Here is a 23,704-nt window from a genome sequence, read left to right as displayed (position 1 = left end):
ATAACTAATTTTAGGAGGATGCGGCGTTTTAGGTGTCCAACTGGTCTTTGATGATTATTCTCCGCCAGTAACACCAAGTGCTTCGCCAGTGATCGCTGCTGCACCGTCTGAAGCTAAGAATAGAGCTGTTGCTGCAATTTCTGAAGGTTCGAGTAAACGTCCTAACCATTGGCTGCCAAGAATATGTGTTTTCAATGCTTCTTCTACTGTAGTTCCACCTTTTTCTGCAAGTACTGGTAATTGTTTTTCAATTAGGCTTGTACGAGTTGGTCCAGGTAAAATTGAATTAGCTGTAATACCGTATTCAGCATTTTCCATTGCAACTACATTTGTAAACCCAATTTGTCCGTATTTTGCTGCAACATATGCAGATTTATATTTATCAGGTCTTCTACCGTGTCCTGAAGAAATTGTAATGATACGACCATATTTTTGCTTCTTCATTGCAGGAAGTACATGTTTCGTTGCTAAGAATGTCCCTTTTAGAATAACATCCACCACTAGATCCCATTTTTCTTCTGGGAATTCATCAGTAGGTGAAATAAACTGAAGACCTGCATTGTTCACTAGTACGTCTACTGTTCCACGGTCTGCAATAACTTGTTCAACTGCTAATTTCACACTTTCTTCATTTGCTACGTTTGCTTTGTATCCTTTTGCATTTCCTAATTTTTCAGCTGCACCATTTGCTGCTTCTTCATTTAAATCAAGGACTGCAACAAAGTCACCATTTTTTACAAATTCCTCTGCGATAGCATAGCCGATTCCTTGAGCGGCACCTGTTACGATTACTGTACGTTCCCTTTGAGTTGTCATTGTTATTTCCTCCTACATTTCGAATGTTTTATTTAAATGATAATTTAGTAAAAAAAATGATTAACTACTTAATTGTGTGGAACCTTCTCTTTTAATCCACCTCCTCAAAAGGAAGTTTTTTAATATCAATAAATAATAATGGCTGTAATTAACACTGCAAATAGCGCCAGCAAATTTGCACCCGTTACTGCGATAAATTGATACTTAAAACCATTTTTATGAGTAAGTCCTGTTAAAGCTAAGAAAGTTAATACTGCACCATTATGCGGCATAAGTGTAATCACTGATGATGCAACCGCTGATACTCTATGGATTACTTCAGGGTTTAGCCCCATATCTAAGTAACTTTGACCGAATGCTTGCATAACAATTCCTAACGCTCCTGATGCAGAACCTGTTATCCCGCCAAAAAGAGCGGAAGCAACGGATAAACTGATAAGCGGATTACCCGGCATGTTTAAAATAAAGTCAGAAATATACTTAAAGCCTGGAGAAAAGGTGATAATCACACCAAAAGCTACGGCTGATGAAGTGAAGAATACCGGCATAATAGAACCGCTTGCTCCTTCATTAATCACTGCTTTTTGGCTTGGGATATATTTTTTAAATAAAATGGCTGAGACAATAACAGCAGCAGCTAATCCGATCACAATAATATTTGGTACTTTTAATACACTACCAACGATGATAATCGCAATCAAAAGTAAAATGGGAATGATACTTAAGAAAAAGGATGGGATTTCCTTTTGTAATTCTTCATCCGATTCTTTCACATTAAAATCAGCAAATGTCTCTCCGTTTGCTATACTTTTATTTAAAGTAAATTTCATATACCATAAACCAAAGGCAGCTGCTACAACCGCTCCAATAATCCCTAAAAGTGGTGCTGCCGTAAGGGTTGTACCAAGATAGGCCGTAGGGACAACATTTTGAATAGATGGTGTAGCAGGTAACATGGTCATCGTAAACGTACCTAAACCAAGCTGAATTGGAATTGTTACTAGGTTCCAAGCAATATTTAATTGTTTAAATAATGGTTTTGCAAGCGGAATAAGTACAAATATAACTACAAATAAACTAACTCCACCATACGTTAAAATAGCCGTAATGATGAGTAGTGCTACTAATACTGAAAAAGGATTTTTTGTTCCTGTTTTTTCAAGAATTTTTTGTGCAATAGATTGAGCAGCTCCACTCTTATCGATATATTTAGCTAAAATTGCTCCTAAAAGAAAGACAGCAAAGAAATTTATTACAAAATCTGTTAAACCCGTCATATAGGAATTCTCTTTTCCAATTAAGGAAGTGAAAAAGTCTAGCTGGTTTGTTATGATAACGATAATCGATGCAATTGGAGCAACTATCAAAATACTAAAGCCTTTCATTGCTCCATAAATGACTACTATTATTCCAAGTAATATACCAATGACTTGAATGATATCCATAATTATCTTCCCCTTATATTTTTATGTTAATATTTCCTGAAATCTTTCTATTTATTTATCTTTAATCCATATATCTCGGAGTCGAGATATATGGTAAAAAAACTAGTTAATTTTAAATTCCTACCCTAATAATCGGTTTCTAATAGCATAATCATTCCTAAAAATTAAAATCCTCTATAGTCATAAATGCAATAAATGCTAATGATATCTCCCATTGACTTTGTTTTTTATACTGTATTAATTCCCCCAAAATATTAGTAAAATGTTTTTCCCTAACGATTCCACTATAGTATGTCACAAAATATTCACATTTAGAAATACTAAAAAGGTTATGGTATGTATACCTGATAGGTTATTAATTGATAATAATTGCCTTCGTGCTTATTTTGTTATAATAGTATTTTTAAGCCAAATAACATATCACTATCCTATTAGAAATAGTAAATATGATAAATAGGTTATATAAGGGGGCTATAGAAAGATGAAAGATCTTTCTGGAAAATATTTAAAGTCAATTGCTGAATACGGGAACTTCTCACATGCTGCCAAGGCCTTATATATATCACAGCCATACCTTAGCAAATATATTAAGAATTTGGAGGATGAACTAGGAATTGAGTTAGTTAACCGGAGAGTAAATCCTTTAACGTTAACATATGCAGGGGAACGATATTTATCTTATATGAATGAAATAGAACAGACATATATAAAATTGCATCATGAAATTGAGTCAATCTCTAATATGGAAAAAGGGCAGTTAAAGCTTGGTATAAACCCTATATTAGGTTCTCACACTCTCTATAATATTTTACCTGAATTCATCTTGAATTACCCTGGAATTGAAATTGAGCTGGTTGAGGAATCTGCGATTGATATGGAATCTCTGCTTTTAGAGGGGAAAATTGATATATGTTTAAACATGCTTCCTATATTTAATCAGGAAATTGTCTATGACATCCTTTATGAAGAAAAACTATATCTTGTGATTCCCCCTATCCATAAGCATTATAATCCTGATAAGAAACCAATTGCCCATATTCCATTTAATCCCCATCTTCTGGACGGGGAAAAATTTATTTTACTTAAAAAAGGGCTTGGTTTAAGAAGACTCACAGATGAAATATTCAAAGAATACTCCATTAATCCTAATATCGTAATTGAAACACAGAATATCGAAAGTGCATTCCGGTTAGCAAATAAAGGGGTTGGTTTAACCATTATTCCTGAGAGTGTGGTTACCCGGGATAATATAATTACTGATTCTATTTTCTACACTTTAGGAAACCCAGTTTATAAGAATCATGTAGTGGCCAGTTATAAAAAGGGGGAATCTTTGTCTTCCCCAGCCCTTACATTCCTGAATATTGCAAAAGAAAAGTATAAGCAATTTTAATGTATGGCCCTTTGAATCTTTAGGGGCCCTTACATTAATATCGAACCTGTTATTATTTATGCCTGGTTCTAAGTTATCTATTACTTATGATACCGTTCACCGTAATGCAACAAAATGTTATTCGAGACATTATTATCTTATTCTTGAGTACAATCCCATCAAAAGATAGTATATAGTGTGGGATATAATTAGGAAGGAGACAACATGGATAAGCGTATTTATTTTTTAATGATCATATCCTTTATTATAGGTCTGGTTGAACTGATCATTAGCGGGATATTAGATTTGATTGCAGAGGATTTACATGTAAGCATCGGCCAAGCCGGTTTGCTGATCACTGTTTTTGCTGTCATTTTTGCAGTTGCAGCGCCAATTTTACTTGTCATGACAGCTAAAATAGAAAGAAAACGGCTAACATTAGTTTGCTTGTACATCTTTTTAATTGGTTGTATCGTAACAGTATTTGCACCTACTTTTTCTATTTTGTTTATAGGAAGAATTATTTTAGCGTTAAGTGGAGCGCTATTAATCATATTGTGTTTAGTTATGGCTCCTAGCTTAGTAGGAGAACAGTATAAAGGCAGGGCCATTGGGATCGTCTCTGTGGGAGTAAGTGCTTCGTTAGTTTTAGGGGTACCACTTGGGCTTATCATCGGAGATAGTTTTGGCTGGAGAGCTCCATTCGTACTTATAACTATTTTAACAGCATTATCAATTATTGGCGTTCATGTATTAATGGGAAGTATACAACCGAAACCTCAAATTCCGTTGAGGCAGCAGCTTGCAGCATTTAAAAATCATAAGATCACATTAGGGCTAACAACGACATTCCTCTATATGACTGGCCATACAATTATGTATGCCTATTTTAAGCCTTATTTAGAAGCAACCTCTGATTTTAATGCTACTTGGATTAGTGTCATCTATTTCATTTTTGGTTTTTCTGCTGTAGTTGGTGGAGGTCTTGGCGGTGTAATGGCAGATTTATTGGGATCAAGAAAAACAATGGTTATTGCCCTAGTCGTTTTTAGTGCTTTATTCTTTATATTTCCATATTCAACAGATTTCTTTCCAGTATTTCTCATCATCATTATCATTTGGGGGATTCTTAGTTGGGCGATTTCACCGGCCATGCAATCTTATTTGATTGAAATAGCGCCTGAAACATCGGAAATTCAGCAAAGCTTGAATAATTCAGCTCTTCATTTAGGTGTTGCTGTTGGTTCAGTGATTGGAGCTGGAATTGTAGATACACTCTCAGTCGAAGTAAATCCTTTTGTAGGTGGAATATTCATCATTTTATCATTCATTACTGCCGTCATTTCTATTAGCAGGAAGAAAAAGACTTCTTATAAAACAAAGAGCGCAATTTGAGTTATTTCAAGTTGCGCTCTTTTAATGTATATTTCTATTTCCTTTCCTGCATGGTAGTTTTAAAAAAGGATATTAAAAAACTTATGACTATTTAAAGAAATCTATTTCAATTTCATTTTTTCGTGAATTAGCAGAAATTAAATCAGCTAATATTTGATAACCCTCTAGTCATGAGGGTGTATAATAAAAACTTAAAAATTATATTGAAAAAATAATTTCATCTGGTTATAATGATAAAATCTCATATATCTAAATATTATATAATTTTCGGAAAATTTAATATTTTCCTGAAATAGTAAATTTTAGTTATTTTCATGGAGGTTTTAACATGTCTAATAAAATACCGTTTTCATTTATAGTAGTTATTGGTTTAATGCTATTTGCTCTTTTCTTTGGGGCGGGAAATTTAATTTTCCCATCGATGCTGGGGCAATCAGCAGGTGAAAATATCTGGTCAGCTAATGCAGGATTTTTAGTAACAGGAGTTGGATTGCCGTTACTTGGTGTGTTAGCATTTGGATTTTCGGGGAAGGAAGATTTACAGTCGTTAGCGAGTCGTGTACATCCTTTATTTGCTGTTGTTTTCACAACCGTTCTTTATTTAGCAATTGGTCCTTTATTTGCTATCCCAAGAACAGGAAGTGTTTCTTTTGAGATAGGTGTCAAACCTTTTTTGTCGGATAATTCAGGTCCCTTACCTTTACTTATATTCACAATCATCTTTTTTACCATTACGTGCCTTTTTTCGCTCAATCCTGCGAAAATTGTCGAAATTGTTGGGAGAATATTAACGCCAATCAAACTAGGGTTTATTGGAATCCTAGTAGTAGTTGCTTTTGTTAATCCAATTGGTAATTTCCAAGCACCTAGTGAGCATTATGCAGTTCAACCATTTTTTAATGGATTTAGAGAAGGATATTTAACGATGGATACTCTTGCATCTTTTATTTTTGGTATTATTATTATCAATGCTATTAAAGAAAAAGGCGCAAAAACAAAAAAGGAAATTATGATTGTTTGTGGAAAAGCAACTGCAATTGCTGCTGTTATCCTAGCGACTATTTATACATCTCTATCTTATATGGGTGCTTCAAGTGTAGAAAAACTTGGCCGCTTAGATAATGGAGGTGCCGTCTTAGCAAAAGTTTCGGATTACTATTTTGGAGCTTATGGTGGGATATTATTAGGATTAATGATGATAGTAGCTTGTTTAACAACAAGCGTAGGACTTGTTACAGCTTGTTCTTCATACTTCCATAAACTATTCCCAAAGGTATCTTACAAAACATTTGCTATTAGTTTGTCTATTTTTAGTGCAATAGTTGCTAATATTGGACTAACACAGTTAATTGCTATTTCTGTGCCTGTATTAACAGCTATTTACCCATTAGCTATTGTATTAATTTTCCTAACATTTTTTCATTCTATATTTAAAGGGAAAGCTGAAGTTTATCAAGGAAGCTTACTTTTAACATTTATTATTAGTTTCTTTGATGGATTAAATGGAGCTGGTATACACCTTTCATCTATTAATAATTTCTTTAATGCAATTCTTCCTATGTACGAGGTCGGACTAGGGTGGATTATTCCTGCTATTGTTGGAGGATTCATAGGGTATGGCAGTAGCCTATTACGAGTGAAATTCATTCCTAATCATCCAAAACTAGATTAATTAATAAATAATAAATAATATATGTTAAATTTTTATATAATTAACCACTATCTCTATATTCATAAAAAGGAGGTCTAGACATATTCCTAGACCTCTTTTTTTAAATGCATTTTTAGTCACACCAAAAACGTCTATTTCCACGTTACCAAAGAAATGAAAAAAGAAGCTTCCCAAAAGTTCAGCGAACTCATGAGAAGCCTCCGTTAATATCCTCAATTTTAGCAAACTAATCTCATCTTACCAACAAATCCTCATATATCAAGGGTTCGAGGGATAGATTACATCATGCCGCCCGTAAGATGAGGGTGTGTAATATCTTTAACCATGTGTGCTAAAAGTGTGATATATCAAATTTTTCTAAATCGGCGTTGTAATATCTTAAATGTGAATTTACCGTTTTTCATTTGATTGCGTTAGCAAAATGTTAGCATTTTACTAACACAAATTCTCTTCACATTTTCTGCAATTAATACTACACATGGACATTAATTTCACTTAGAAAATGCAAAATAAGAAAGAACGAATTGACCCTTGAATACCGGCTTATAAAATCCTGTCAAAAGCAAATAACATATGCTTATTACCTTCCTGCCAAAAATAATCCAAGTTGCGCCATCAATGTACTGCCAATATAAGTTCCGCTAAATACGAAAACAGCAACAATGGCAACTTTCCAAGAAGTATTCTTTAAATCTACCAAACGGTTTGCAACAGAAATTCCAGCAAAAGTAAGAATGGGTGTTGTGATAGAAAGGAAATCCACCGCTCGAATAGCCTGCACAAAAAAGTCAGAGATCAAACACATGACTAGCGAAGTAATAGCCACCCAGCCTAATACAGGAAATTCTCTTAGAAAATTAATTGAACATGTTTTGAGCTTTTCCGAAATAAAGATTCCAATCATAGAGAAGACCCATAATGCAATCAGTCCCGCTACCGTCATCCCGGTAACTGCCATAGATTCTGGATTTTTCAAATGTTTAATAAACTGAGTAAATACGATAAGTAAAAGACTTAATAAAATGATTAAACCATATTTAATATATGAATTACGCAGCGCGTTTTGCATTTTTATCACCTCTGACTAAAAGTCTGTAAATAAATTTCTGTAATGGAGCCGCAAGAAATACCATTGTAAAAGTACCTAGGAAACTAGTAAGCAATTGACTTGCGGATGCATAGGCTAAAATGGTGCTCTCCATTTCTGGAACTTGTGCAACTAAAGAAGCGGAAGCGGCACTCATCATACTCCCTGAACCCATACCTGATGCCATAGCTAGGGCTTCAATACTAAAACCAAACTTGAGTAATAATGGAGCAAAAACACTGAAAAATATTGTTCCAAATAATGTCCCGATGATATATAAAGATAAAACTCCTCTTCCTTCATCTGAATCCAACGTATATTTTTCTGAAATATAAGCAAGTTCCCCTTCACGACCAATTCCTAGTGTGGCTCCAATTGCTTCTCGTCGTAACCCCAGCATAAGTGCAACCGGCAGGCCTAATAGAACGGTTCCTAGGGCTCCAATTTCCTGAGTGATGAATACCCAGCCAATCTGTAGAATTTCACCTAATTTTGGAGCAACATCTGCACCATATCTCGCCATAAGAGGCAGCATTAAGAAAATTAAGTACTTCCCAGCAAATTCAACGTTTTCTTTACTATAGACTTTTTTCCAAAATCCTTTGCGGAAAACATTTATTCCTAAAACCATCGTGATGATAATGGCAAATACAAGCGGCAATAAGCCTATTGAAAAAGTGCCAAGCTGAACACTTTGGAACCCAATCATCTCAGAAGCTGTAATGACTGCTAGCGCAAATATAATGAGATAAATAAAATTCTTATTCATTTTCGTTTCCTTTCTTATCCATAATTTCATCTATTAAATTCTTATATTCTTCATAACTTCTTTTATACAATCTTGAAGAATCAATGTTTCCATTCATTTTTTCAAAAACCTGCGCTAAAAATCTCGGGAAAATCTCATATATAAATGGAGGGTCAATATCGATAAAGTCATCTCCATGAATCGTTCCTTTAAAGCCACTGTATCCAATCTGAATACAAGGTATCATATAAGATAGATCTCCAATATCTCCAGCTGCACTGATCGGGTCATCATTATACAGCACTTCAATTTCATTATTTTCTTCAAATGCTTTCCATACAAAATCTGATAAATAACGATCTTGTTTAAAAGGTAAATACCCCATCTGTGTAGAAATTTCTACATCTCCTTGTAACGCTAGAGCACTTCCCCTTGCAGCATCATCTAGTTTAACTGCAACATCCTTCATATAATCAACGGATAAAGTGCGCAAATCTGTCCCTACTGTAATCGCGTTTGGAATAACATTCGTAGACATATCTGATTCCATCACAATCGGATTGATTCGTACCTTTTCTGTATCATTGAATTGTTGACGGCTCAACCCTACAGCTACGTTAAATAAGGTAGACATATTATACGCATTTTTTGAAGAGAACGGATCAAAACCTGCATGGGTTGCTTTTCCAATAAATTTATATTTTTTATACAGGAACCCAGCTAAATCACAGTTGGTGTTAATCGTTCGTTTCGCAAATTCTCCGCCTATAGCATGAACACAGATGCTTAAATCAATATCATCAAAAACACCAAGTGACATTGCTTCCGGTTTACCCCCATAATGCGTGATCCTGTTTTGTTTTATTAACTCGTCACGATAAGCTAGATCCAAATATTCCTCTGCTGGAATAAAGACAAAGGATATTTTATAATCAAAATCCTTGTATACATTTGACTTCACCAAATAATTGTATAAAGCAAGCGCAATGGCAACCTGTGTGTAATGACCGCAGTTATGGGCAGCACCAGTATTTTTATCCGCATACATATGTGAAGGGGCATACACCGCGTCTAATTCAGCAATAAAAGCTACATGTAATTTTTTATCTTGATCTCCCAACGTCGTTTTGAAGCCAGTAGTACTGAATTCTTCCATCTCAATATTTGGATTCATAGACTTTAAAGAAGCTACAATCTTCTCTTTTGTGCGTTCTTCTTTATAGCCTAATTCCGGATGATAATATATATCTTCTGCAATCTTTTTTATTTCCTCGTATTGGCTTTTGAAAATCATGTTGTCAACCCCTTTAATATCAAGTAAGATCTCCCGAAGCAAATTATTATTCTTGGATCGGAATCCTCCACTACTCCACATAACTCAAAGAATTATATGTTTAGTTTATTATATTATTTGTGTTTAATTTCAAAAAAACAATAAAAACGTGTTATCCACCGTGAATACCGATAAATAACACGAACATTTTTTATTTTATTCTATTTATCGTTCGTTATCAACCCTGAATTTTCAATTTAAAAGATTAATAATATTTCTAATGTTTTGATAATAATTTAAGTTTACAACTTATATCACTATATTGTAAGTAAGTGTATAACCAAAATGTCTTTCTCCACGGTACACAAAAAATAAAAAAAGAGGATTCTCAAAAGTTTAGTCAACTAATGAGAAGCCTCTTTTAATTTACATTATGTTAGCATATTGTTAGCAAATCACTCTAAAACCCTTATATACCAAGGGATTGAGCAGCTATTACATCATGCCGCCCATTCCACCCATGCCGCCCATGTCAGGCATTGCAGGAGCATTCTTTTCTGGCTTGTCAGCAACAACTGCTTCAGTTGTTAAGAACATAGCCGCTACAGATGCAGCGTTTTGAAGTGCTGAACGTGTAACCTTAGTTGGGTCAACGATACCAGCGTCAACCATGTTTACCCACTCACCGCTTGCAGCGTTGAAGCCTGTTCCAACTTCTTCGCGCTTTAAGCGATCAACGATAACAGATCCTTCTAGACCAGCGTTGTGAGCGATTGTACGAACTGGCTCTTCGATCGCACGTAATACGATGTTTACACCAGTTTGGATATCGCCTTCAGCTTGAATTTCAGCAACTTTGCTGTATACGTTAAGAAGGGCAACACCACCACCGGATACGATACCTTCTTCAACAGCAGCGCGAGTAGCATTCAAAGCGTCTTCGATACGAAGCTTGCGCTCTTTTAATTCCGTTTCAGTCGCAGCACCAACTTTAATTACCGCAACACCGCCAGCTAATTTAGCTAGGCGCTCTTGTAATTTTTCACGGTCAAATTCTGAAGTAGTTTCTTCTAATTGAACACGGATTTGGTTTACACGAGCTTGAATCGCAGCAGTTTCGCCTGCACCTTCAACGATTGTTGTGTTTTCTTTTGTTACAACAACTTTAGAAGCACGTCCTAAAGATGTGATAGTAGTTGTTTTCAATTCACGGCCAAGCTCTTCAGTGATCACTTCACCGCCAGTTAATGCAGCGATATCTTCAAGCATTGCTTTACGACGATCACCAAAGCCAGGAGCTTTAACAGCAACTGCATTGAATGTTCCGCGAAGTTTGTTCAATACTAAAGTAGAAAGTGCTTCTCCTTCAATATCTTCAGCGATTAACAATAATGGTTTGCCTTGTTGAACTACTTGTTCAAGGACAGGAAGGATTTCCTGGATGCTTGAGATTTTCTTGTCTGTGATTAAGATATATGGATTTTCTAAAACAGCTTCCATTTTATCTGTGTTTGTTACCATGTAAGCAGAAGTATATCCGCGGTCAAATTGCATACCTTCAACCACATCTAATTCAGTTGTGAAGCCTTTAGATTCTTCGATCGTGATAACACCGTCGTTACCAACGCGCTCCATCGCTTCAGCAATTAAATTACCTACTTCTTTATCATCAGAAGAAATAGCAGCAACTTGTGCAATCGACTCTTTGCCTTCGATTGGCTTAGAAATAGCTTTTAATCCTTCTACAGCTGTAGCAACAGCTTTTTCAATCCCTTTACGGATACCCATTGGGTTTGCACCAGCTGTAACGTTTTTCAAACCTTCACGAATCATTGCTTGAGCAAGAACCGTTGCAGTTGTTGTACCGTCACCAGCAACATCGTTTGTTTTGCTAGCTACTTCAGCTACAAGCTTAGCACCCATGTTTTCAAAAGCATCTTCTAATTCAATTTCTTTCGCGATGGTTACACCGTCATTTGTAATAAGTGGTGAACCAAACTTCTTTTCAAGAACGACGTTACGTCCTTTAGGTCCAAGTGTAACTTTTACTGTATCTGCTAGAGCGTCAACACCACGAAGCATTGCGCGGCGTGCATCTTCACTAAACTTAATTTCTTTAGCCATGTTCAAAAAACCTCCTCGTATTTTTTAAACTCATTATTGATTTTTAAAAATCCTTATTGTCCAACTACAGCAAGGATATCGTTTTCGCGTAAAATTAAATATTCGTTTCCTTCAAACTTCACTTCTGTACCAGAGTATTTTGAGAAGATAATACGATCGCCTACAGAAACTTCAAGAGCAACACGTTCGCCACTTTCAAGCACTCTGCCTGTACCTACAGCAACAACTTTTCCTTCTTGAGGCTTTTCCTTAGCTGAGTCTGGTAACACGATACCGCTTGCAGTTTTTTCTTCTGATTCAACAAGCTCAATGACAATACGATCACCTAATGGTCTTAACAAATCAAACAACCTCCTCAAATAGATATGTAATTCTGACTTATTAGCACTCTCCTTACTTGAGTGCTAACACAATTATTATAATAATAAATGCATAGAAAATTTGCAAGTATGAAGCTAAATTTTTTTTTACAACCTTAACCAGTATGCGAATCATTCAAAGGAATATACATATCTCTAAAGATAAAATCATTAAAATTGAAACGAGCCTGCGATTATTAGTAAAATGGAGAATAGGTTAAAATAAGAAGAAGGCTTCTCTAAAGGAGATAAAACAATTTGAAAAGAGAATATTGGATTATTTTAATTGTTTATATAGCCATGCAGTTATCCAGCATTGTAGGAATACCGGGAATGATGTTTTTATTTGGCTATTTAGGGATAAATCAAGGCTTAGTTGTCCCCTACTGGTTAATTTTCAGCTTTACCATTGCCTTGCTTATTATTCTTTTCCTATTACGAAAGGAAATTAAGAGTCCTAGCCTGAATGAAAGAAGCGGTTCATTTGGATTTTCTGCTGTATGGGCTGTATCTGGTGTTTTCCTCGCCTTATTCGCCCAAGCCCTTGCTGCTAATATTGAACAGCTTATTGGTGTTGAAATGGGCTCAGAAAACACACAGCAAATTCTTGCCATTATTGAATCCTTTCCCCTTGCTATGGTGGTCAGTTCAGTAATCGGTCCCATTCTGGAGGAAATCGTTTTTCGCAAAATTATTTTCGGTTCTCTTCATAAACGGTTGAACTTTTTTTTCTCAGCATTAATCAGCTCGGTCATCTTTGCCCTTGCCCATATGGAACCGCAGCATATTCTTCTTTATTCTGCAATGGGCTTTACCTTTGCTTTTCTCTATGTAAAAACAAAACACATCATTGTACCGATTTTCGCCCATGTCGCCATGAATACATTGGTTGTCGTGATTCAATCTGTTTACAAAGATGAGATAGACGAATTCATTCGTGAGGCAGAATCGATTCAAAACTTTATCGGAGGCTTTCTATGAGACGTTCACCTATGTTTTCCGGGATTATCTATTTTGTTTTAGGAGGTTTGTTTACCTATTTTGCCATTGAGGATGTTCAGCAAAACGGCTGGGGATTTTTCAGCTACCTGCTCGTTTTATTGGCTACCTTTGACTTTGGTTCAGGTATACGAATGATCTTCCTTCACAATAGATATAAGGAAAAACCAAAAAAATAACAAACCAGCCTTTTCACATTGTGGGTGAAAAGGCCTTTTTCTTTGGCTGTTTTATTGTTCATTGTTGATTATCTGTATAGCGATATAAAAGATTGATTAAGGACATATCAGGAGATTCTTCAATGAGATTTGTCCTTCATGACCAGGATGAAGGACATTTCAGGAGTTTCCTTATCGAGTTTTGTCCTTCATCACCAGGATGAAGGACATTTCAACAGTTTCCTCAACGAGTTTTGTCCTTCATCACCAGGATGAAGGACATTTCAACAGTTTCCTCAACGAATTTTGTCCTTCATCACCAGGATGAAGGACATTTCAGGAGATTTCTCAATGAGAATTGTCCTTCATAACCAGGATGAAGGACATTTCAGGAGATTTCTCAATGAGAATTGTCCCTCATAACCAGGATGAGGGACATTTCAGGAGATTCCTCAATGAGAATTGTCCCTCATAACCAGGATGAAGGACATTTCAACAGTTTCCTCAACGAGTTTTGTCCTTCATAACCAGGATGAAAGACATATCAGGCAATTTCTCAACGAGTTTTGTCNNACGAGTTTTGTCCTTCATAAAGTATTTTCGAAAAATACTCCACATCAGTCTTTAACAAAGCCCTTCCTCTAAAGCTTTATCTTTGTTTTAACCGTGGAACTTTGATCATGTGCTAATTCCGTCGTATACTCCACTGTCCCAATTTGGCAGCCAGTGCCGATTTTTACTCGTTTACCGCGAACGATGTCAGCTTTTGTATTTTCCAGGTAAATGTCATCACCCTCGATTACTTTAGCGGTTAGAGTTCCTGTATCTTTGCTAAAGGGAAGAAAAGAACTTTTTTTCTTAACACTTATGACCCCTCCGCCAATTTCCTCCGCTGAACTTTGCCCAAAACGCAATGAGATTTTTATCTTATCGGCATTAAGAAGACCTTTGATTTCAAACCCTCCTGTTGATTCAAAGGTTTCATATTCGACGTCCCCATTTACAGATATACTGCCTTTTATATTCGCTTCTTCTCCCGTTAAATCCTCGCCCACTTCCAGCATCCCAAGGATTTTAATTCTTTTTAAACCAGCTCGGCCGCCAACCTCCATTGATCCCATAATCAGCGTTTCATCTGACTGTAAATTCCCTTTTACCTCTGCCTCGCCGTATACTTTGATCGACCCTGTTTTAACACTTTCTAATGCCTCACTTGTTCCATACACATGAATAACGGAGCATTCGATATCATTCACAATCGTGCCTTCTCCTCGAATGCTGATTTTGTCATATTGACCGCCAGGATAACTGCCAGACCCATTAATCGTTAAATTTTGCATTTTTGCCATTTCTCTTCCCCCCTTAAGCCTTTCGGACTTCTTTGACCACTGCTTTTTCATCCATCGAAAATTCTCCCGAATATTCTACAACACCAATAAGGCAATTCGGACCTATCGTAACGTTGTTTCCTCGGACAACAGCAGCCTTCGTATTTTCAATTTCAATCCTATCGCCTTCAATTAATTCTGTTTCTAGTTGGGTTGGAATGAACGCTTTTAATAAACAAAAAAATGGCGATTTTTGTCTAATAAGAATCGTTTGACCGCCAATCTCTTTTGCTCTGCACTCAGCAAAAATCGTGATGTCGATCAGATCAGCATTTAACAAACCGCCTATCGTAAATTGTGATTCTGCCTTAAAGGTTTCCGCTTCACAATCTTCTCCCACCGTCATTCTACCTTTTATTTTTATCTCATCACATTTGATTTTTCCGCCAACAGAAGCTTTCCCTGATACCTTTAAATTTTTTACAGCCACATGATTTTTAACCTTTGCAGTGCCATCAATCGAAAGGAATTCTCCTTCTATTGATCCGTTTATTTTCCCATTCCCGCTAATCTTTGCTGTAGCGGCTGCCACATTCCCATTTACTGTCCCTAATCCACTGCATTCAAACTGGGTACATTCTACATCAGTATTAATCGTTCCTTTACCATTTAAGGTAACACGTTCAAATTGTCCCCCATTAGATGACCCAAGCCCATTGATGATGAGGTCTCCTCGTTTTTTCGTTTCCATCGTTCATTCCCCTTTATACGAATCTCGCTTTGATTTCTTCCATACATGCATTTATTGAAATATGTGAAACCAGTTTCGTTCCTGAATCAAAATGATAGCCTTCCGTATTCATTAGCAGTAGGCATTGTGTAACCCCTAATTTTCTTGTCATTACCAAGTCCGTTCTTTTTTGCTTGATTTGATCCCTGTTTTCAATCAATACCTGCAAGAGCATTTTCCCTTCATCCAAATTAATTTCTCCTGACTGCAGCAGCTTTTCTAAAATGAATACTTCCAGGATCCTTGAAAAAGGAAAGGAAAGATTCCCCTTTTCATTTTCTAGATAGAAATCCATCACAGGACGAGAAACAATGTTACGTCTCACTAATTCATCTGCTTCAAGTTTTATATCGCTTACATTTGGGGAAAACATATCTGCCAATTCATCTAAGGATAGATTTTCTTTCATCGTTTGAATTTTATCAATTCTCTCTAAAATCTTTTGTTTAGGAAAAAAGGTCTCCTGTCCGGTAAACGTTGATTTGCGAATAAACCAATCTTCTGGTATTAAGTCTTTTCTTTTCCATCTATATAATTGTCCATAAGAGATTCCGGTCAAGTCTAATAAATCTTTTTTTGAAATTAACTCCTCATTCATCTTTATAACCCCTTTCCAAATATAGTGTAACATAACACTGTTACGCGAGTAAAGTTCACACTCTCTATTTTTTCTCGACAAAAAAGACCTTTTCGGCTGCTGAAAAGGTCCTTACTCTTATTCTTCTGTATCATCAGTTGGATAGTGCTTTAGGAAATAGATTAGAGATTGCAGTTCAACTGCTAAGTCTATATGATGCACGCGAATAGATGGAGGTACATTTAATCTTGCAGGTGTAAAATTTAATATCGCCTTTATATTTGAATTTACCAGGCGGTCGGTAATCATCTGCGCCACAGGTGCTGGCACTGTTAGAATGGCTACATGAATATCATCATTCTTTAAGTACTCTTCTAAATCATCCATCGGATAGATGGGAACATCCCGGATAGTTGTTCCCATCTTGTTTGGATCGACATCAAAGGCACATTCAATTCTTGTATTATTATTTTTTAAAAAGTTATAATTTAAAAATGCTGTACCGAGATTACCAACACCTATTAGCGCTACTTTTGTTAATTCATCTTGGTCCAGCGTTTTCCGGAAAAATGTTAATAAATAATTGACATTATAGCCATATCCCTTTTTCCCTAAGGCACCAAAGTAGGAAAAGTCTCTGCGAATGGTTGCCGAATCTACCTTTACTGCCTCACTTAGTTCTGCTGACGATACCCTCTGTTTACCGGAAGAATGTAGATTCTTTAAGAATCGATAATATAAGGGCAGCCGCTTTGCTGTCGCTTGTGGTATTTTCATTGTTTCATTACTCATATTCTCCCACCCCCTATAGTTAATAATTGTTACCTTACTGATTCCGTTCTATGGAAGTCTCCGTTTTTCCCTCCGGTTTTTTCAACCAAATAGGTCTTTCCAATTACCATACCTTTATCCACTGCCTTACACATATCATAAACAGTTAAAGCACATGTGGAAGCAGCTGTTAACGCTTCCATTTCCACACCTGTATTTCCTTTTGTTTTGACAGAAGCTGCAATATTTAATGTAAAAGCCATATCATGTTCCTTTTCCCATGAGAAAGATATATTTACCCCCGTCAAAGGAATAGGATGGCACATCGGGATGATATCCCACGTCTTTTTTGCTGCCATTACCGCAGCAACTTGAGCTACTGCAAGAACATCGCCTTTTTTCATTTCATTATTGGTTATTTTTTCGTAAATTTCTTTACTAACAGTAATGCTGGAATGAGCAAGTGCCGTACGAGTGGTTTCTGGCTTATCGCTAACATCCACCATCTTCGCTCTTCCTTCTTCGTTAAAATGAGTAAATTCAGACATAAACAGTATCCTCCCACCAAAAATCATACTATATTTTTCACAATTTGTCTGTGAAACTTTGAACTCATGATAAAAAATTACATGATTTCATGTTTGATTATCCCCTTACTTTCCCCAACAACAAGGCAGTTTATTGCCGACAATCCCCGAATGAGGTACACTTATTAGAGTAATTGAGGTGAAAACAATGATATTATTACAGGTTAATCAATTAGCAAAATACTATGGTGCAGACCTTATTTTATCGAATATAAAACTAGAATTACAAACCCGTGATCGTGTGGCACTTGTTGGACGAAACGGTGCTGGTAAATCGACATTATTGAAAATCATTGCCGGGCATTTATCCCATGATGGCGGGGAGATTATTAAGCCAAAGGGTGTAAGTATTGGTTATTTAGCTCAGAATACCGGTTTAGAATCACATTTATCAATTTGGGATGAAATGCTGTCCGTATTTGAATCATTAAGACGTATGGAAGCCGCCATCAGGCAACTAGAGGTGCAGATGTCAGACCCTGCTGCTATCGAGAATACAAGCAGCTATGAGCGCATTCTAAAAGAATATGACGAGCTGCAAGTGAAATTCAAGGAACAAGGCGGCTATCAATATGAAGCAGATATTCGCTCCATCTTACATGGATTAAATTTTCACGATAGCTCATTAATGATTTCCAGCCTAAGCGGCGGGCAAAAGACGCGTTTAGCGTTAGGAAAATTGCTTTTATCAAAGCCTGATATTTTAATCCTGGATGAACCGACAAACCACCTTGATATTGATACGCTTACTTGGCTGGAACAATATCTTCAAGGGTATGACGGAGCCATCTTAATCGTTTCACATGACCGTTATTTCTTAGACAAAGTAGTTACGCAGGTTTATGAAATTTCGCGTAAACAAATTCAAAAATTTATCGGGAACTATAGTGCGTATCTCGATCAAAAAGCAGCCAGTTACGAACGTGATTTGAAGTTATACGAGAAGCAGCAACAAGAGGTAGCCAACCTTCAAGATTTTATCCAGCGCAATCTAGCCCGTGCCTCCACTACGAAACGAGCACAAAGCCGGCGCAAAAAGCTTGAGAAAATGGATCTGATGGATCGCCCATTAGGGGATGAGAAATCTGCAACCTTCTCTTTTGAAATTGAGAAACAGACCGGAAATGATGTTCTAACAGTGGATTCCCTTGCGGTTGGTTATGATGGACAAAAGGTATCTGAGAATATTTCCATGCGGGCTTACCGTGGTGAAAGTATTGCTTTAGTAGGTCCAAACGGAGTTGGGAAGTCTACTCTTCTAAAAACCATTATCAAAAAACTCCCTGCTCTTTCCGGGAAGGTTCTATATGGTGCAAATTTAGCCATTGGCTACTATGACCAGGAGCAAGCTGAATTGACCTCAAATAAGCGCGTTCTCAACGAGCTTTGGGATGAATGGGCGTTAATTAGTGAAAAGGAAATACGTACTGTCTTAGGCAACTTCCTCTTTTCGGGTGATGATGTATTAAAAATTGTCTCCACCCTGAGCGGTGGTGAAAAAGCAAGGCTAGCCCTCGCCAAACTAATGCTTGAGAAAGCAAATGTCCTGATATTGGACGAGCCAACCAACCATTTGGACCTAGACAGTAAGGAAGTTCTTGAAAATGCCTTAGTCGACTACCCCGGAACGATTATTTTTGTATCACATGATCGTTACTTCATTAACCGAATTGCAACTAAGGTAGTGGAGCTTAGCGCCCATGGCAGTACTGAATATCTCGGGGATTATGACTATTATGTGGAAAAAAAGCTTGAGCAGGAAGAGCTAAAGGCTTTAGAAGCTGCAAGTGTGAATAAAAGGCAGACACAAATGGAAGTACTAGAGAAAAATAACTATCATCAGGATAAAGAAACCAAAAAGCTCGAGCGGCAGCGGAAAAGAAAATTAGAAGAAATAGAAATTCGTATAGAAGAACTGGAAACACTCATTCAAGATTTCGAGGAAAAGTTATGTGAACCAGAAGTATTCCAGGACCATGAGAAGGTCTTGGAAATTAACTTGAAAAATGAAAAAGCAAAAGCTGAACTCGAACAGTTAATGGATGAATGGGCCGAACTGGCGGAATAATAAAAAAGGGGCTTGATGATTATGTCCAAGCCCCTTTACTATTTAATAGGAATCGTTAGAATGTTTGTTTTTGATCCATCTTTAGCTGAATAAACGAAAAGCTCCATCGAAACATTGTCTTTTGCTAATAGCTCCTTTTCAATCGTAATCTCAAAATTCCCCCAAGCCGGGGCACCATCCGTTTGATAATGGTTTGCTCGTAATATCTCTGTTCCAGAAATGACGGCATATTGAAAAACACCTTCAAAAACTCTTGCCTTTCCTTTTACTACTACCTGATCACCTGTTTTTAATACGGTTACTTCATTAAATACTTCATTTCCATATTGCTTGTTCTCACCTTCTACACCATCAGATTCTTCATCTTGATTGTCTTCCTTATTTACCACATCAGGTTCCTTGTCTAGATTGTCATCTTCCTTTACCACATTAGGCTCTTTTTCACCTTGTGACGTGTCAGGCTGTAGGCTGCATGCAGCAAGTACAAGAAAAAGTCCCATTAACACGCTTATCCATAATTTTTTACTCATTCTTATCCTCCATTTATACAATTCCTGTTTATTAATTATATTCATGTATTCGTCCATTCTATATAGTATCTACCCTTACATTTTCATCTATGAATCGACAAAATGCTATAAATTTCGACTTCAATGATAGATGCCCCCCTTTTCCACAGCCTTATACACATATTAGAACTGATTGATTCAACTATCCAGATACTTTTCCACATTATCCACAAAAAACGATCGACTTATCCACATTATCAACAATTAAAAGGCACTTACCCACATTTTTCTGTGAAGTCCAATTTTTCAAAAAAAGTTATCCACAAAAAAAGCCCTTCTTTCTCAGAAGGACTTCTAATTATATAACTCAATATCTAATCCTGGATTTGCATTCAAGGTTAGATCTGCTCTAATTCCTTTATCAAACATGATACTTCCTGCTGCTGCAATCATCGCTGCATTATCCGTACATAAGTTTAAAGGCGGAATCACTAATTCAATACCTGCTTTGTCAGCGTACGCTTTTTCCAGTGCCTTTCGAAGCCCTTTATTTGCAGCCACACCGCCAGCCAGCAGTACTTGTTTAACATCATATTCCTCTGTAGCCTTTACTGTCTTTTTCACCAGAACCTCAATAACGCTTTCCTGAAAGCTTGCTGCAAGATCCTCCGGAGCGATGGTTTCACCACGTTGTTCTGCATTGTGGACCGTATTAATAACCGCAGATTTTAAGCCGCTAAAGCTAAAATCATACGATCCTTCTTCTAGCCAGGCTCTAGGCAATTTAAGGGTATCACTGCCTTCCTGAGCGAGTCTATCAATATGAGGACCACCAGGATAAGGCAATTTTAGTGTCCTTGCAACCTTATCATAAGCTTCTCCAGCTGCGTCATCTCTCGTTTCGCCAATGACCTCGAAATGGCCCTGTTCTTTCATATAAACTAATTCCGTATGCCCCCCTGACACCACTAAGGAGAGAAGAGGGAACTTTAACTCTGTCACCAGCCGATTTGCATAGATATGTCCTGCAATGTGATGAACAGGAACTAGTGGAATATTATGCGCAAACGCTAGAGCCTTGGCCGCATTTACACCTATTAATAAAGCTCCTACTAATCCTGGTCCTTCCGTTACAGCAATGGCATCCAGCTCAGGGATTGTAAGATTCGCCTGCTCCAATGCTTCTTCAATTACCAGCGTTATCTGTTCAACATGATGACGCGAGGCAATTTCTGGAACGACTCCGCCAAATCGCTTATGGCTTTCAATTTGTGAAGCAACGACATTGGCTGCAATCTCCCTGCCATTTTTAATTATTGCAACTGCTGTTTCATCACAGCTTGTTTCAATTCCCATTATCCACTGATCTTTGCTCATATATTCACCCACATCACTAGGGCATCTTCTTGATTATCTGAATAATAATTTTTCCGAATGCCGCCATTTTGAAATCCTAATTTACGGTAAAGTGATTGTGCTACATGGTTCGTCACGCGGACTTCAAGAGTCATGCTCCTTGCACCCATTTCCTTCGCAACGGTCATCATTTTCCGAAGCAATGCTTCCCCAAGCTTCTTGCCTCTGTAGAATGGCAATATAGCCACATTTGTTACATGGGCCTCATCAATGACCACCCAGGCACCACAATATCCAATTATTTTATGATCCTCTTCTAACACGATATATACTGCAAACTTGTTATTAGATATTTCATTATAAAAAGCTTCTCTGCTCCAAGGGGTAGCAAAAGAGGCATGTTCAACCTCTAATATTTGGTCGATATCCTCTTCCCTCATATAGCGAAAAACAAAAGAATCTACCATATCTCTCTAATCCTATCCATTTTAGATTTTACCATTCGCCTCTAACCACTTCGCTTCTGCCTCGGCTAAGCGGATATAATTAGGAACGAAAGAATGTATGTCTTCCCCTTGTTTCTCTCGGCCCAGTAATGCAAGCTCTGACGGACGGGGATTATGCTCTGTGATTGCGGCAAATACAGCCTTTGAGCCTAGTGTATCCTCTAATACAGTTTGATGAAGAGCAAGGTCATTACCAACAAATAAAATAGGTTTCTGTTCTTCCTTCAATGCAGCAGCCCAATCCGCTGACAAAACTAAACGGTCCTCTTTAACGGTAGTAAATTGCCCATTTTGATACTGATAAAGCCCCGTATAGACTTGTCCTCTCCTTGCATCGATAAGGGGTGAAACATAACCATCAAAGTATCTTCCTGCGCCAGCAGCTATGATTTCAAGGCTTGAGATTCCTACAAGAGGTATCTTTAAGGACCAGGCAAGCGTCTTTGCAATAGAAACACCAATGCGGACTCCTGTATAGGAGCCTGGGCCTTTCGCAACCACAATTTTGGTTAGTTGTGCCGGTACTCTTTCACAATCTTTCATTAAGGTCTGGATGGCTGGCATAATTCGGACCGAATGGTTCTTTTTTAAGTTGGTAATATATTCACCAAGAACTTGATTCTCTTCAATAAGCGCTACCCCTAATGGATAATTAGAAGTATCAATCGCTAATATGGTCATTTAGAAAAATCTCCTTACATAATTGCTCATATCTTTTCCCTTTAGGAACGAATACTATTTTTCTTTTTTCTGAACCCTCGTGATACAAATAAATGGTTAACAACTCCGTCGGAAGCTGCTCCTCAATCAAGTGTGCCCATTCTACAACCGTTACCCCTTCACCTTCAAAGTATTCATCAAAACCTAAATCCTCGTAGGAATCGGCAACCCGATAGACATCCATATGATACAAAGGCAGCCTGCCCTTATATTCTTTTATTATCGTAAAGGTAGGACTGTTAACGGTTTTCTTAATATCCAATCCCTTTGCTAACCCTTTTGTAAAAGTGGTTTTACCTGCACCTAAATCTCCTTCTAGACAGATAACATCTCCAGGCTGCAACAACACAGCAAGTTTAGAAGCAAGTTCAAACGTTTCACTGGGATCTATCGTATTTTTTTCAAACTGACTCATATAATCACCTTTTATTCTAACATAGCTTATCACTATCTACATTCTACCTTATTTTTGTAAAAAAAAACCTTAGGATAGCTCCTAAGGATGTCCATTCATTATGTATTTTACCTAATTTTAGCTATATAAGCAAAAAGGGCATAAAAAAAAACGAAACAATGTTTCGTATCTTCTAAAAAATAGATGGCGGTCTGGACGGGACTCGAACCCGCGACCTCCTGCGTGACAGGCAGGCATTCTAACCAACTGAACTACCAGACCGGAGTTTTTTCAAGTGATTTTCTTGAAAATAACTTACCTTAATTGCGGGGACAGGATTTGAACCTGCGACCTTCGGGTTATGAGCCCGACGAGCTACCAGACTGCTCCACCCCGCGACAATAAAAAAGAAACTATTTTGACCATGCCCTATGCTTGAAAGACCGCCCCGATTTCATAAGGACTATTCAAGATGTGGCTCAATCGGTGCGCTGTAGAGTATTCGAAGAAGATTATTCGAACGTGCTCCACCCCGCGACAATAAAAATTATAAGTTTATGTGCACTAATATAGTATATGTAAAACAAGTAAAAAGTACACACTTTATAAAAAATAAAACAGCCTGGCAATGTCCTACTCTCACAGGGACA

General features: G+C 37.2%; 23 protein-coding genes and 2 tRNA genes. 6 read left to right on the top strand and 19 right to left on the bottom strand.

Annotated features, from left to right (window positions below; translation table 11 throughout):
* Positions 1–54: 54 nt before the first annotated feature.
* Together V7108_RS24380 and V7108_RS24375 are read right to left on the bottom strand one after the other, a co-directional pair.
* Positions 55–816, bottom strand: coding sequence for an SDR family NAD(P)-dependent oxidoreductase (locus tag V7108_RS24380; RefSeq protein ID WP_335569652.1), 762 nt, complete (start codon positions 814–816; stop codon positions 55–57).
* A gap of 125 nt (positions 817–941) precedes the next feature.
* The gene (locus V7108_RS24375; protein WP_335569651.1) at positions 942–2,261 is read right to left on the bottom strand and encodes a GntP family permease; all 1,320 of its coding nucleotides are present in this window, start codon (positions 2,259–2,261) and stop codon (positions 942–944) included.
* A gap of 481 nt (positions 2,262–2,742) precedes the next feature.
* Here V7108_RS24375 and V7108_RS24370 point away from each other — a divergent pair, with 481 nt between their 5' ends.
* The 3 genes from V7108_RS24370 (at position 2,743) to brnQ (ending at position 6,700) form a co-directional block, all read left to right on the top strand.
* A complete protein-coding gene (locus V7108_RS24370; protein WP_335569650.1) occupies positions 2,743–3,654 on the top strand; it encodes a LysR family transcriptional regulator in 912 nt (303 codons plus the stop codon).
* A gap of 204 nt (positions 3,655–3,858) precedes the next feature.
* Positions 3,859–5,028, top strand: coding sequence for an MFS transporter (locus V7108_RS24365; protein ID WP_335569649.1), 1,170 nt, complete (start codon positions 3,859–3,861; stop codon positions 5,026–5,028).
* A 328-nt stretch (positions 5,029–5,356) separates the two neighbouring features.
* On the top strand, positions 5,357–6,700 hold the full coding sequence (gene brnQ, locus V7108_RS24360; RefSeq protein ID WP_335569648.1) for a branched-chain amino acid transport system II carrier protein: 1,344 nt from the start codon (positions 5,357–5,359) through the stop codon (positions 6,698–6,700).
* Between the two features lie 580 nt (positions 6,701–7,280).
* Here brnQ and V7108_RS24355 read toward each other — a convergent pair.
* From V7108_RS24355 to groES, 5 genes are all read right to left on the bottom strand, one after another.
* Positions 7,281–7,769 (bottom strand): hypothetical protein, encoded by a 489-nt coding sequence (locus V7108_RS24355; protein WP_335516192.1) that lies wholly within the window; start codon positions 7,767–7,769, stop codon positions 7,281–7,283.
* Positions 7,750–8,556, bottom strand: a complete 807-nt coding sequence (locus V7108_RS24350; protein WP_335516194.1) for a DUF3100 domain-containing protein — start codon at positions 8,554–8,556, stop codon at positions 7,750–7,752. The genes V7108_RS24355 and V7108_RS24350 overlap by 20 nt, the downstream gene beginning before the upstream one ends.
* Positions 8,549–9,829, bottom strand: a complete 1,281-nt coding sequence (locus V7108_RS24345) for a M20/M25/M40 family metallo-hydrolase (RefSeq protein WP_335516196.1) — start codon at positions 9,827–9,829, stop codon at positions 8,549–8,551. Before V7108_RS24345 ends, V7108_RS24350 begins: the two co-directional genes overlap by 8 nt.
* 474 nt (positions 9,830–10,303) lie before the next feature.
* Positions 10,304–11,932 carry a chaperonin GroEL gene (gene groL / locus V7108_RS24340; protein ID WP_335518809.1) on the bottom strand — a complete coding sequence of 543 codons (1,629 nt, stop codon included), beginning with the start codon at positions 11,930–11,932 and terminating at the stop codon, positions 10,304–10,306.
* Positions 11,933–11,985: 53 nt separating this feature from the next.
* Entirely contained in the window at positions 11,986–12,273 is a 288-nt protein-coding gene (gene groES / locus V7108_RS24335; RefSeq protein ID WP_283863119.1) for a co-chaperone GroES, read from the bottom strand.
* A 276-nt stretch (positions 12,274–12,549) separates the two neighbouring features.
* Between groES and V7108_RS24330 the strand changes: the two genes are divergently transcribed.
* Together V7108_RS24330 and V7108_RS24325 are read left to right on the top strand one after the other, a co-directional pair.
* Positions 12,550–13,272, top strand: coding sequence for a CPBP family intramembrane glutamic endopeptidase (locus tag V7108_RS24330; protein ID WP_335518386.1), 723 nt, complete (start codon positions 12,550–12,552; stop codon positions 13,270–13,272).
* Positions 13,269–13,469 (top strand): YdiK family protein, encoded by a 201-nt coding sequence (locus V7108_RS24325; RefSeq protein WP_335518383.1) that lies wholly within the window; start codon positions 13,269–13,271, stop codon positions 13,467–13,469. The genes V7108_RS24330 and V7108_RS24325 overlap by 4 nt, the downstream gene beginning before the upstream one ends.
* 620 nt (positions 13,470–14,089) lie before the next feature.
* Here V7108_RS24325 and V7108_RS24320 read toward each other — a convergent pair.
* The 5 genes from V7108_RS24320 to moaC all read right to left on the bottom strand — a co-directional run bounded on the left by V7108_RS24320 (position 14,090) and on the right by moaC (position 17,462).
* Positions 14,090–14,797: a cytoplasmic protein gene (locus V7108_RS24320; protein ID WP_335518378.1), complete on the bottom strand. Its 708-nt coding sequence runs from the start codon at positions 14,795–14,797 to the stop codon at positions 14,090–14,092.
* 13 nt (positions 14,798–14,810) lie between these two features.
* On the bottom strand, positions 14,811–15,527 hold the full coding sequence (locus V7108_RS24315; protein ID WP_335518376.1) for a polymer-forming cytoskeletal protein: 717 nt from the start codon (positions 15,525–15,527) through the stop codon (positions 14,811–14,813).
* 13 nt (positions 15,528–15,540) lie between these two features.
* Positions 15,541–16,164, bottom strand: a complete 624-nt coding sequence (locus V7108_RS24310) for a YhbD family protein (protein WP_335518373.1) — start codon at positions 16,162–16,164, stop codon at positions 15,541–15,543.
* A gap of 117 nt (positions 16,165–16,281) precedes the next feature.
* Positions 16,282–16,935 (bottom strand): redox-sensing transcriptional repressor Rex, encoded by a 654-nt coding sequence (locus tag V7108_RS24305; protein ID WP_335518370.1) that lies wholly within the window; start codon positions 16,933–16,935, stop codon positions 16,282–16,284.
* Positions 16,936–16,964: 29 nt separating this feature from the next.
* On the bottom strand, positions 16,965–17,462 hold the full coding sequence (gene moaC, locus V7108_RS24300) for a cyclic pyranopterin monophosphate synthase MoaC (RefSeq protein WP_335518368.1): 498 nt from the start codon (positions 17,460–17,462) through the stop codon (positions 16,965–16,967).
* Positions 17,463–17,649: 187 nt separating this feature from the next.
* On the opposite strand from moaC, the gene V7108_RS24295 reads away from it, so the two are divergent.
* The gene (locus V7108_RS24295) at positions 17,650–19,569 is read left to right on the top strand and encodes an ABC-F family ATP-binding cassette domain-containing protein (RefSeq protein WP_335518365.1); all 1,920 of its coding nucleotides are present in this window, start codon (positions 17,650–17,652) and stop codon (positions 19,567–19,569) included.
* A 38-nt stretch (positions 19,570–19,607) separates the two neighbouring features.
* On the opposite strand, the gene V7108_RS24290 is transcribed toward V7108_RS24295, so the two are convergent.
* From V7108_RS24290 to V7108_RS24260, 7 genes are all read right to left on the bottom strand, one after another.
* Positions 19,608–20,099 carry a Gmad2 immunoglobulin-like domain-containing protein gene (locus tag V7108_RS24290; protein ID WP_335518362.1) on the bottom strand — a complete coding sequence of 164 codons (492 nt, stop codon included), beginning with the start codon at positions 20,097–20,099 and terminating at the stop codon, positions 19,608–19,610.
* Positions 20,100–20,432: 333 nt separating this feature from the next.
* Positions 20,433–21,455, bottom strand: coding sequence for a tRNA (adenosine(37)-N6)-threonylcarbamoyltransferase complex transferase subunit TsaD (gene tsaD / locus V7108_RS24285; protein WP_335518359.1), 1,023 nt, complete (start codon positions 21,453–21,455; stop codon positions 20,433–20,435).
* On the bottom strand, positions 21,452–21,901 hold the full coding sequence (gene rimI / locus V7108_RS24280) for a ribosomal protein S18-alanine N-acetyltransferase (protein ID WP_335518356.1): 450 nt from the start codon (positions 21,899–21,901) through the stop codon (positions 21,452–21,454). The genes tsaD and rimI overlap by 4 nt, the downstream gene beginning before the upstream one ends.
* A 21-nt stretch (positions 21,902–21,922) precedes the next feature.
* A complete protein-coding gene (tsaB, locus tag V7108_RS24275) occupies positions 21,923–22,621 on the bottom strand; it encodes a tRNA (adenosine(37)-N6)-threonylcarbamoyltransferase complex dimerization subunit type 1 TsaB (RefSeq protein ID WP_335518354.1) in 699 nt (232 codons plus the stop codon).
* Positions 22,602–23,075: a tRNA (adenosine(37)-N6)-threonylcarbamoyltransferase complex ATPase subunit type 1 TsaE gene (tsaE, locus tag V7108_RS24270; protein ID WP_335518352.1), complete on the bottom strand. Its 474-nt coding sequence runs from the start codon at positions 23,073–23,075 to the stop codon at positions 22,602–22,604. Before tsaE ends, tsaB begins: the two co-directional genes overlap by 20 nt.
* 184 nt (positions 23,076–23,259) lie before the next feature.
* Positions 23,260–23,336, bottom strand: a tRNA-Asp gene (locus V7108_RS24265).
* A gap of 42 nt (positions 23,337–23,378) precedes the next feature.
* A tRNA-Met gene (locus V7108_RS24260) sits at positions 23,379–23,452 on the bottom strand.
* Positions 23,453–23,704: the final 252 nt, after the last annotated feature.

Source organism: Neobacillus vireti (assembly GCF_036962345.1).
GTDB lineage: Bacteria > Bacillota > Bacilli > Bacillales > Cytobacillaceae > Neobacillus > Neobacillus vireti_A.
Note: the sequence above shows the minus strand (reverse complement) of the source record. Positions and strands in the feature narration are given on the sequence as shown.

Coding starts and splice junctions, on each gene's coding strand:
- V7108_RS24380 (WP_335569652.1), bottom strand. CDS start 816: ATGACAACTCAAAGGGAACGTACAGTAATCGTAACAGGTGCCGCTCAA.
- V7108_RS24375 (WP_335569651.1), bottom strand. CDS start 2,261: ATGGATATCATTCAAGTCATTGGTATATTACTTGGAATAATAGTAGTC.
- V7108_RS24370 (WP_335569650.1), top strand. CDS start 2,743: ATGAAAGATCTTTCTGGAAAATATTTAAAGTCAATTGCTGAATACGGG.
- V7108_RS24365 (WP_335569649.1), top strand. CDS start 3,859: ATGGATAAGCGTATTTATTTTTTAATGATCATATCCTTTATTATAGGT.
- brnQ (WP_335569648.1), top strand. CDS start 5,357: ATGTCTAATAAAATACCGTTTTCATTTATAGTAGTTATTGGTTTAATG.
- V7108_RS24355 (WP_335516192.1), bottom strand. CDS start 7,769: ATGCAAAACGCGCTGCGTAATTCATATATTAAATATGGTTTAATCATT.
- V7108_RS24350 (WP_335516194.1), bottom strand. CDS start 8,556: ATGAATAAGAATTTTATTTATCTCATTATATTTGCGCTAGCAGTCATT.
- V7108_RS24345 (WP_335516196.1), bottom strand. CDS start 9,829: ATGATTTTCAAAAGCCAATACGAGGAAATAAAAAAGATTGCAGAAGAT.
- groL (WP_335518809.1), bottom strand. CDS start 11,932: ATGGCTAAAGAAATTAAGTTTAGTGAAGATGCACGCCGCGCAATGCTT.
- V7108_RS24325 (WP_335518383.1), top strand. CDS start 13,269: ATGAGACGTTCACCTATGTTTTCCGGGATTATCTATTTTGTTTTAGGA.
- V7108_RS24320 (WP_335518378.1), bottom strand. CDS start 14,797: ATGGCAAAAATGCAAAATTTAACGATTAATGGGTCTGGCAGTTATCCT.
- V7108_RS24315 (WP_335518376.1), bottom strand. CDS start 15,527: ATGGAAACGAAAAAACGAGGAGACCTCATCATCAATGGGCTTGGGTCA.
- V7108_RS24310 (WP_335518373.1), bottom strand. CDS start 16,164: ATGAATGAGGAGTTAATTTCAAAAAAAGATTTATTAGACTTGACCGGA.
- V7108_RS24305 (WP_335518370.1), bottom strand. CDS start 16,935: ATGAGTAATGAAACAATGAAAATACCACAAGCGACAGCAAAGCGGCTG.
- moaC (WP_335518368.1), bottom strand. CDS start 17,462: ATGTCTGAATTTACTCATTTTAACGAAGAAGGAAGAGCGAAGATGGTG.
- V7108_RS24295 (WP_335518365.1), top strand. CDS start 17,650: ATGATATTATTACAGGTTAATCAATTAGCAAAATACTATGGTGCAGAC.
- V7108_RS24290 (WP_335518362.1), bottom strand. CDS start 20,099: ATGAGTAAAAAATTATGGATAAGCGTGTTAATGGGACTTTTTCTTGTA.
- tsaD (WP_335518359.1), bottom strand. CDS start 21,455: ATGAGCAAAGATCAGTGGATAATGGGAATTGAAACAAGCTGTGATGAA.
- rimI (WP_335518356.1), bottom strand. CDS start 21,901: ATGGTAGATTCTTTTGTTTTTCGCTATATGAGGGAAGAGGATATCGAC.
- tsaB (WP_335518354.1), bottom strand. CDS start 22,621: ATGACCATATTAGCGATTGATACTTCTAATTATCCATTAGGGGTAGCG.
- tsaE (WP_335518352.1), bottom strand. CDS start 23,075: ATGAGTCAGTTTGAAAAAAATACGATAGATCCCAGTGAAACGTTTGAA.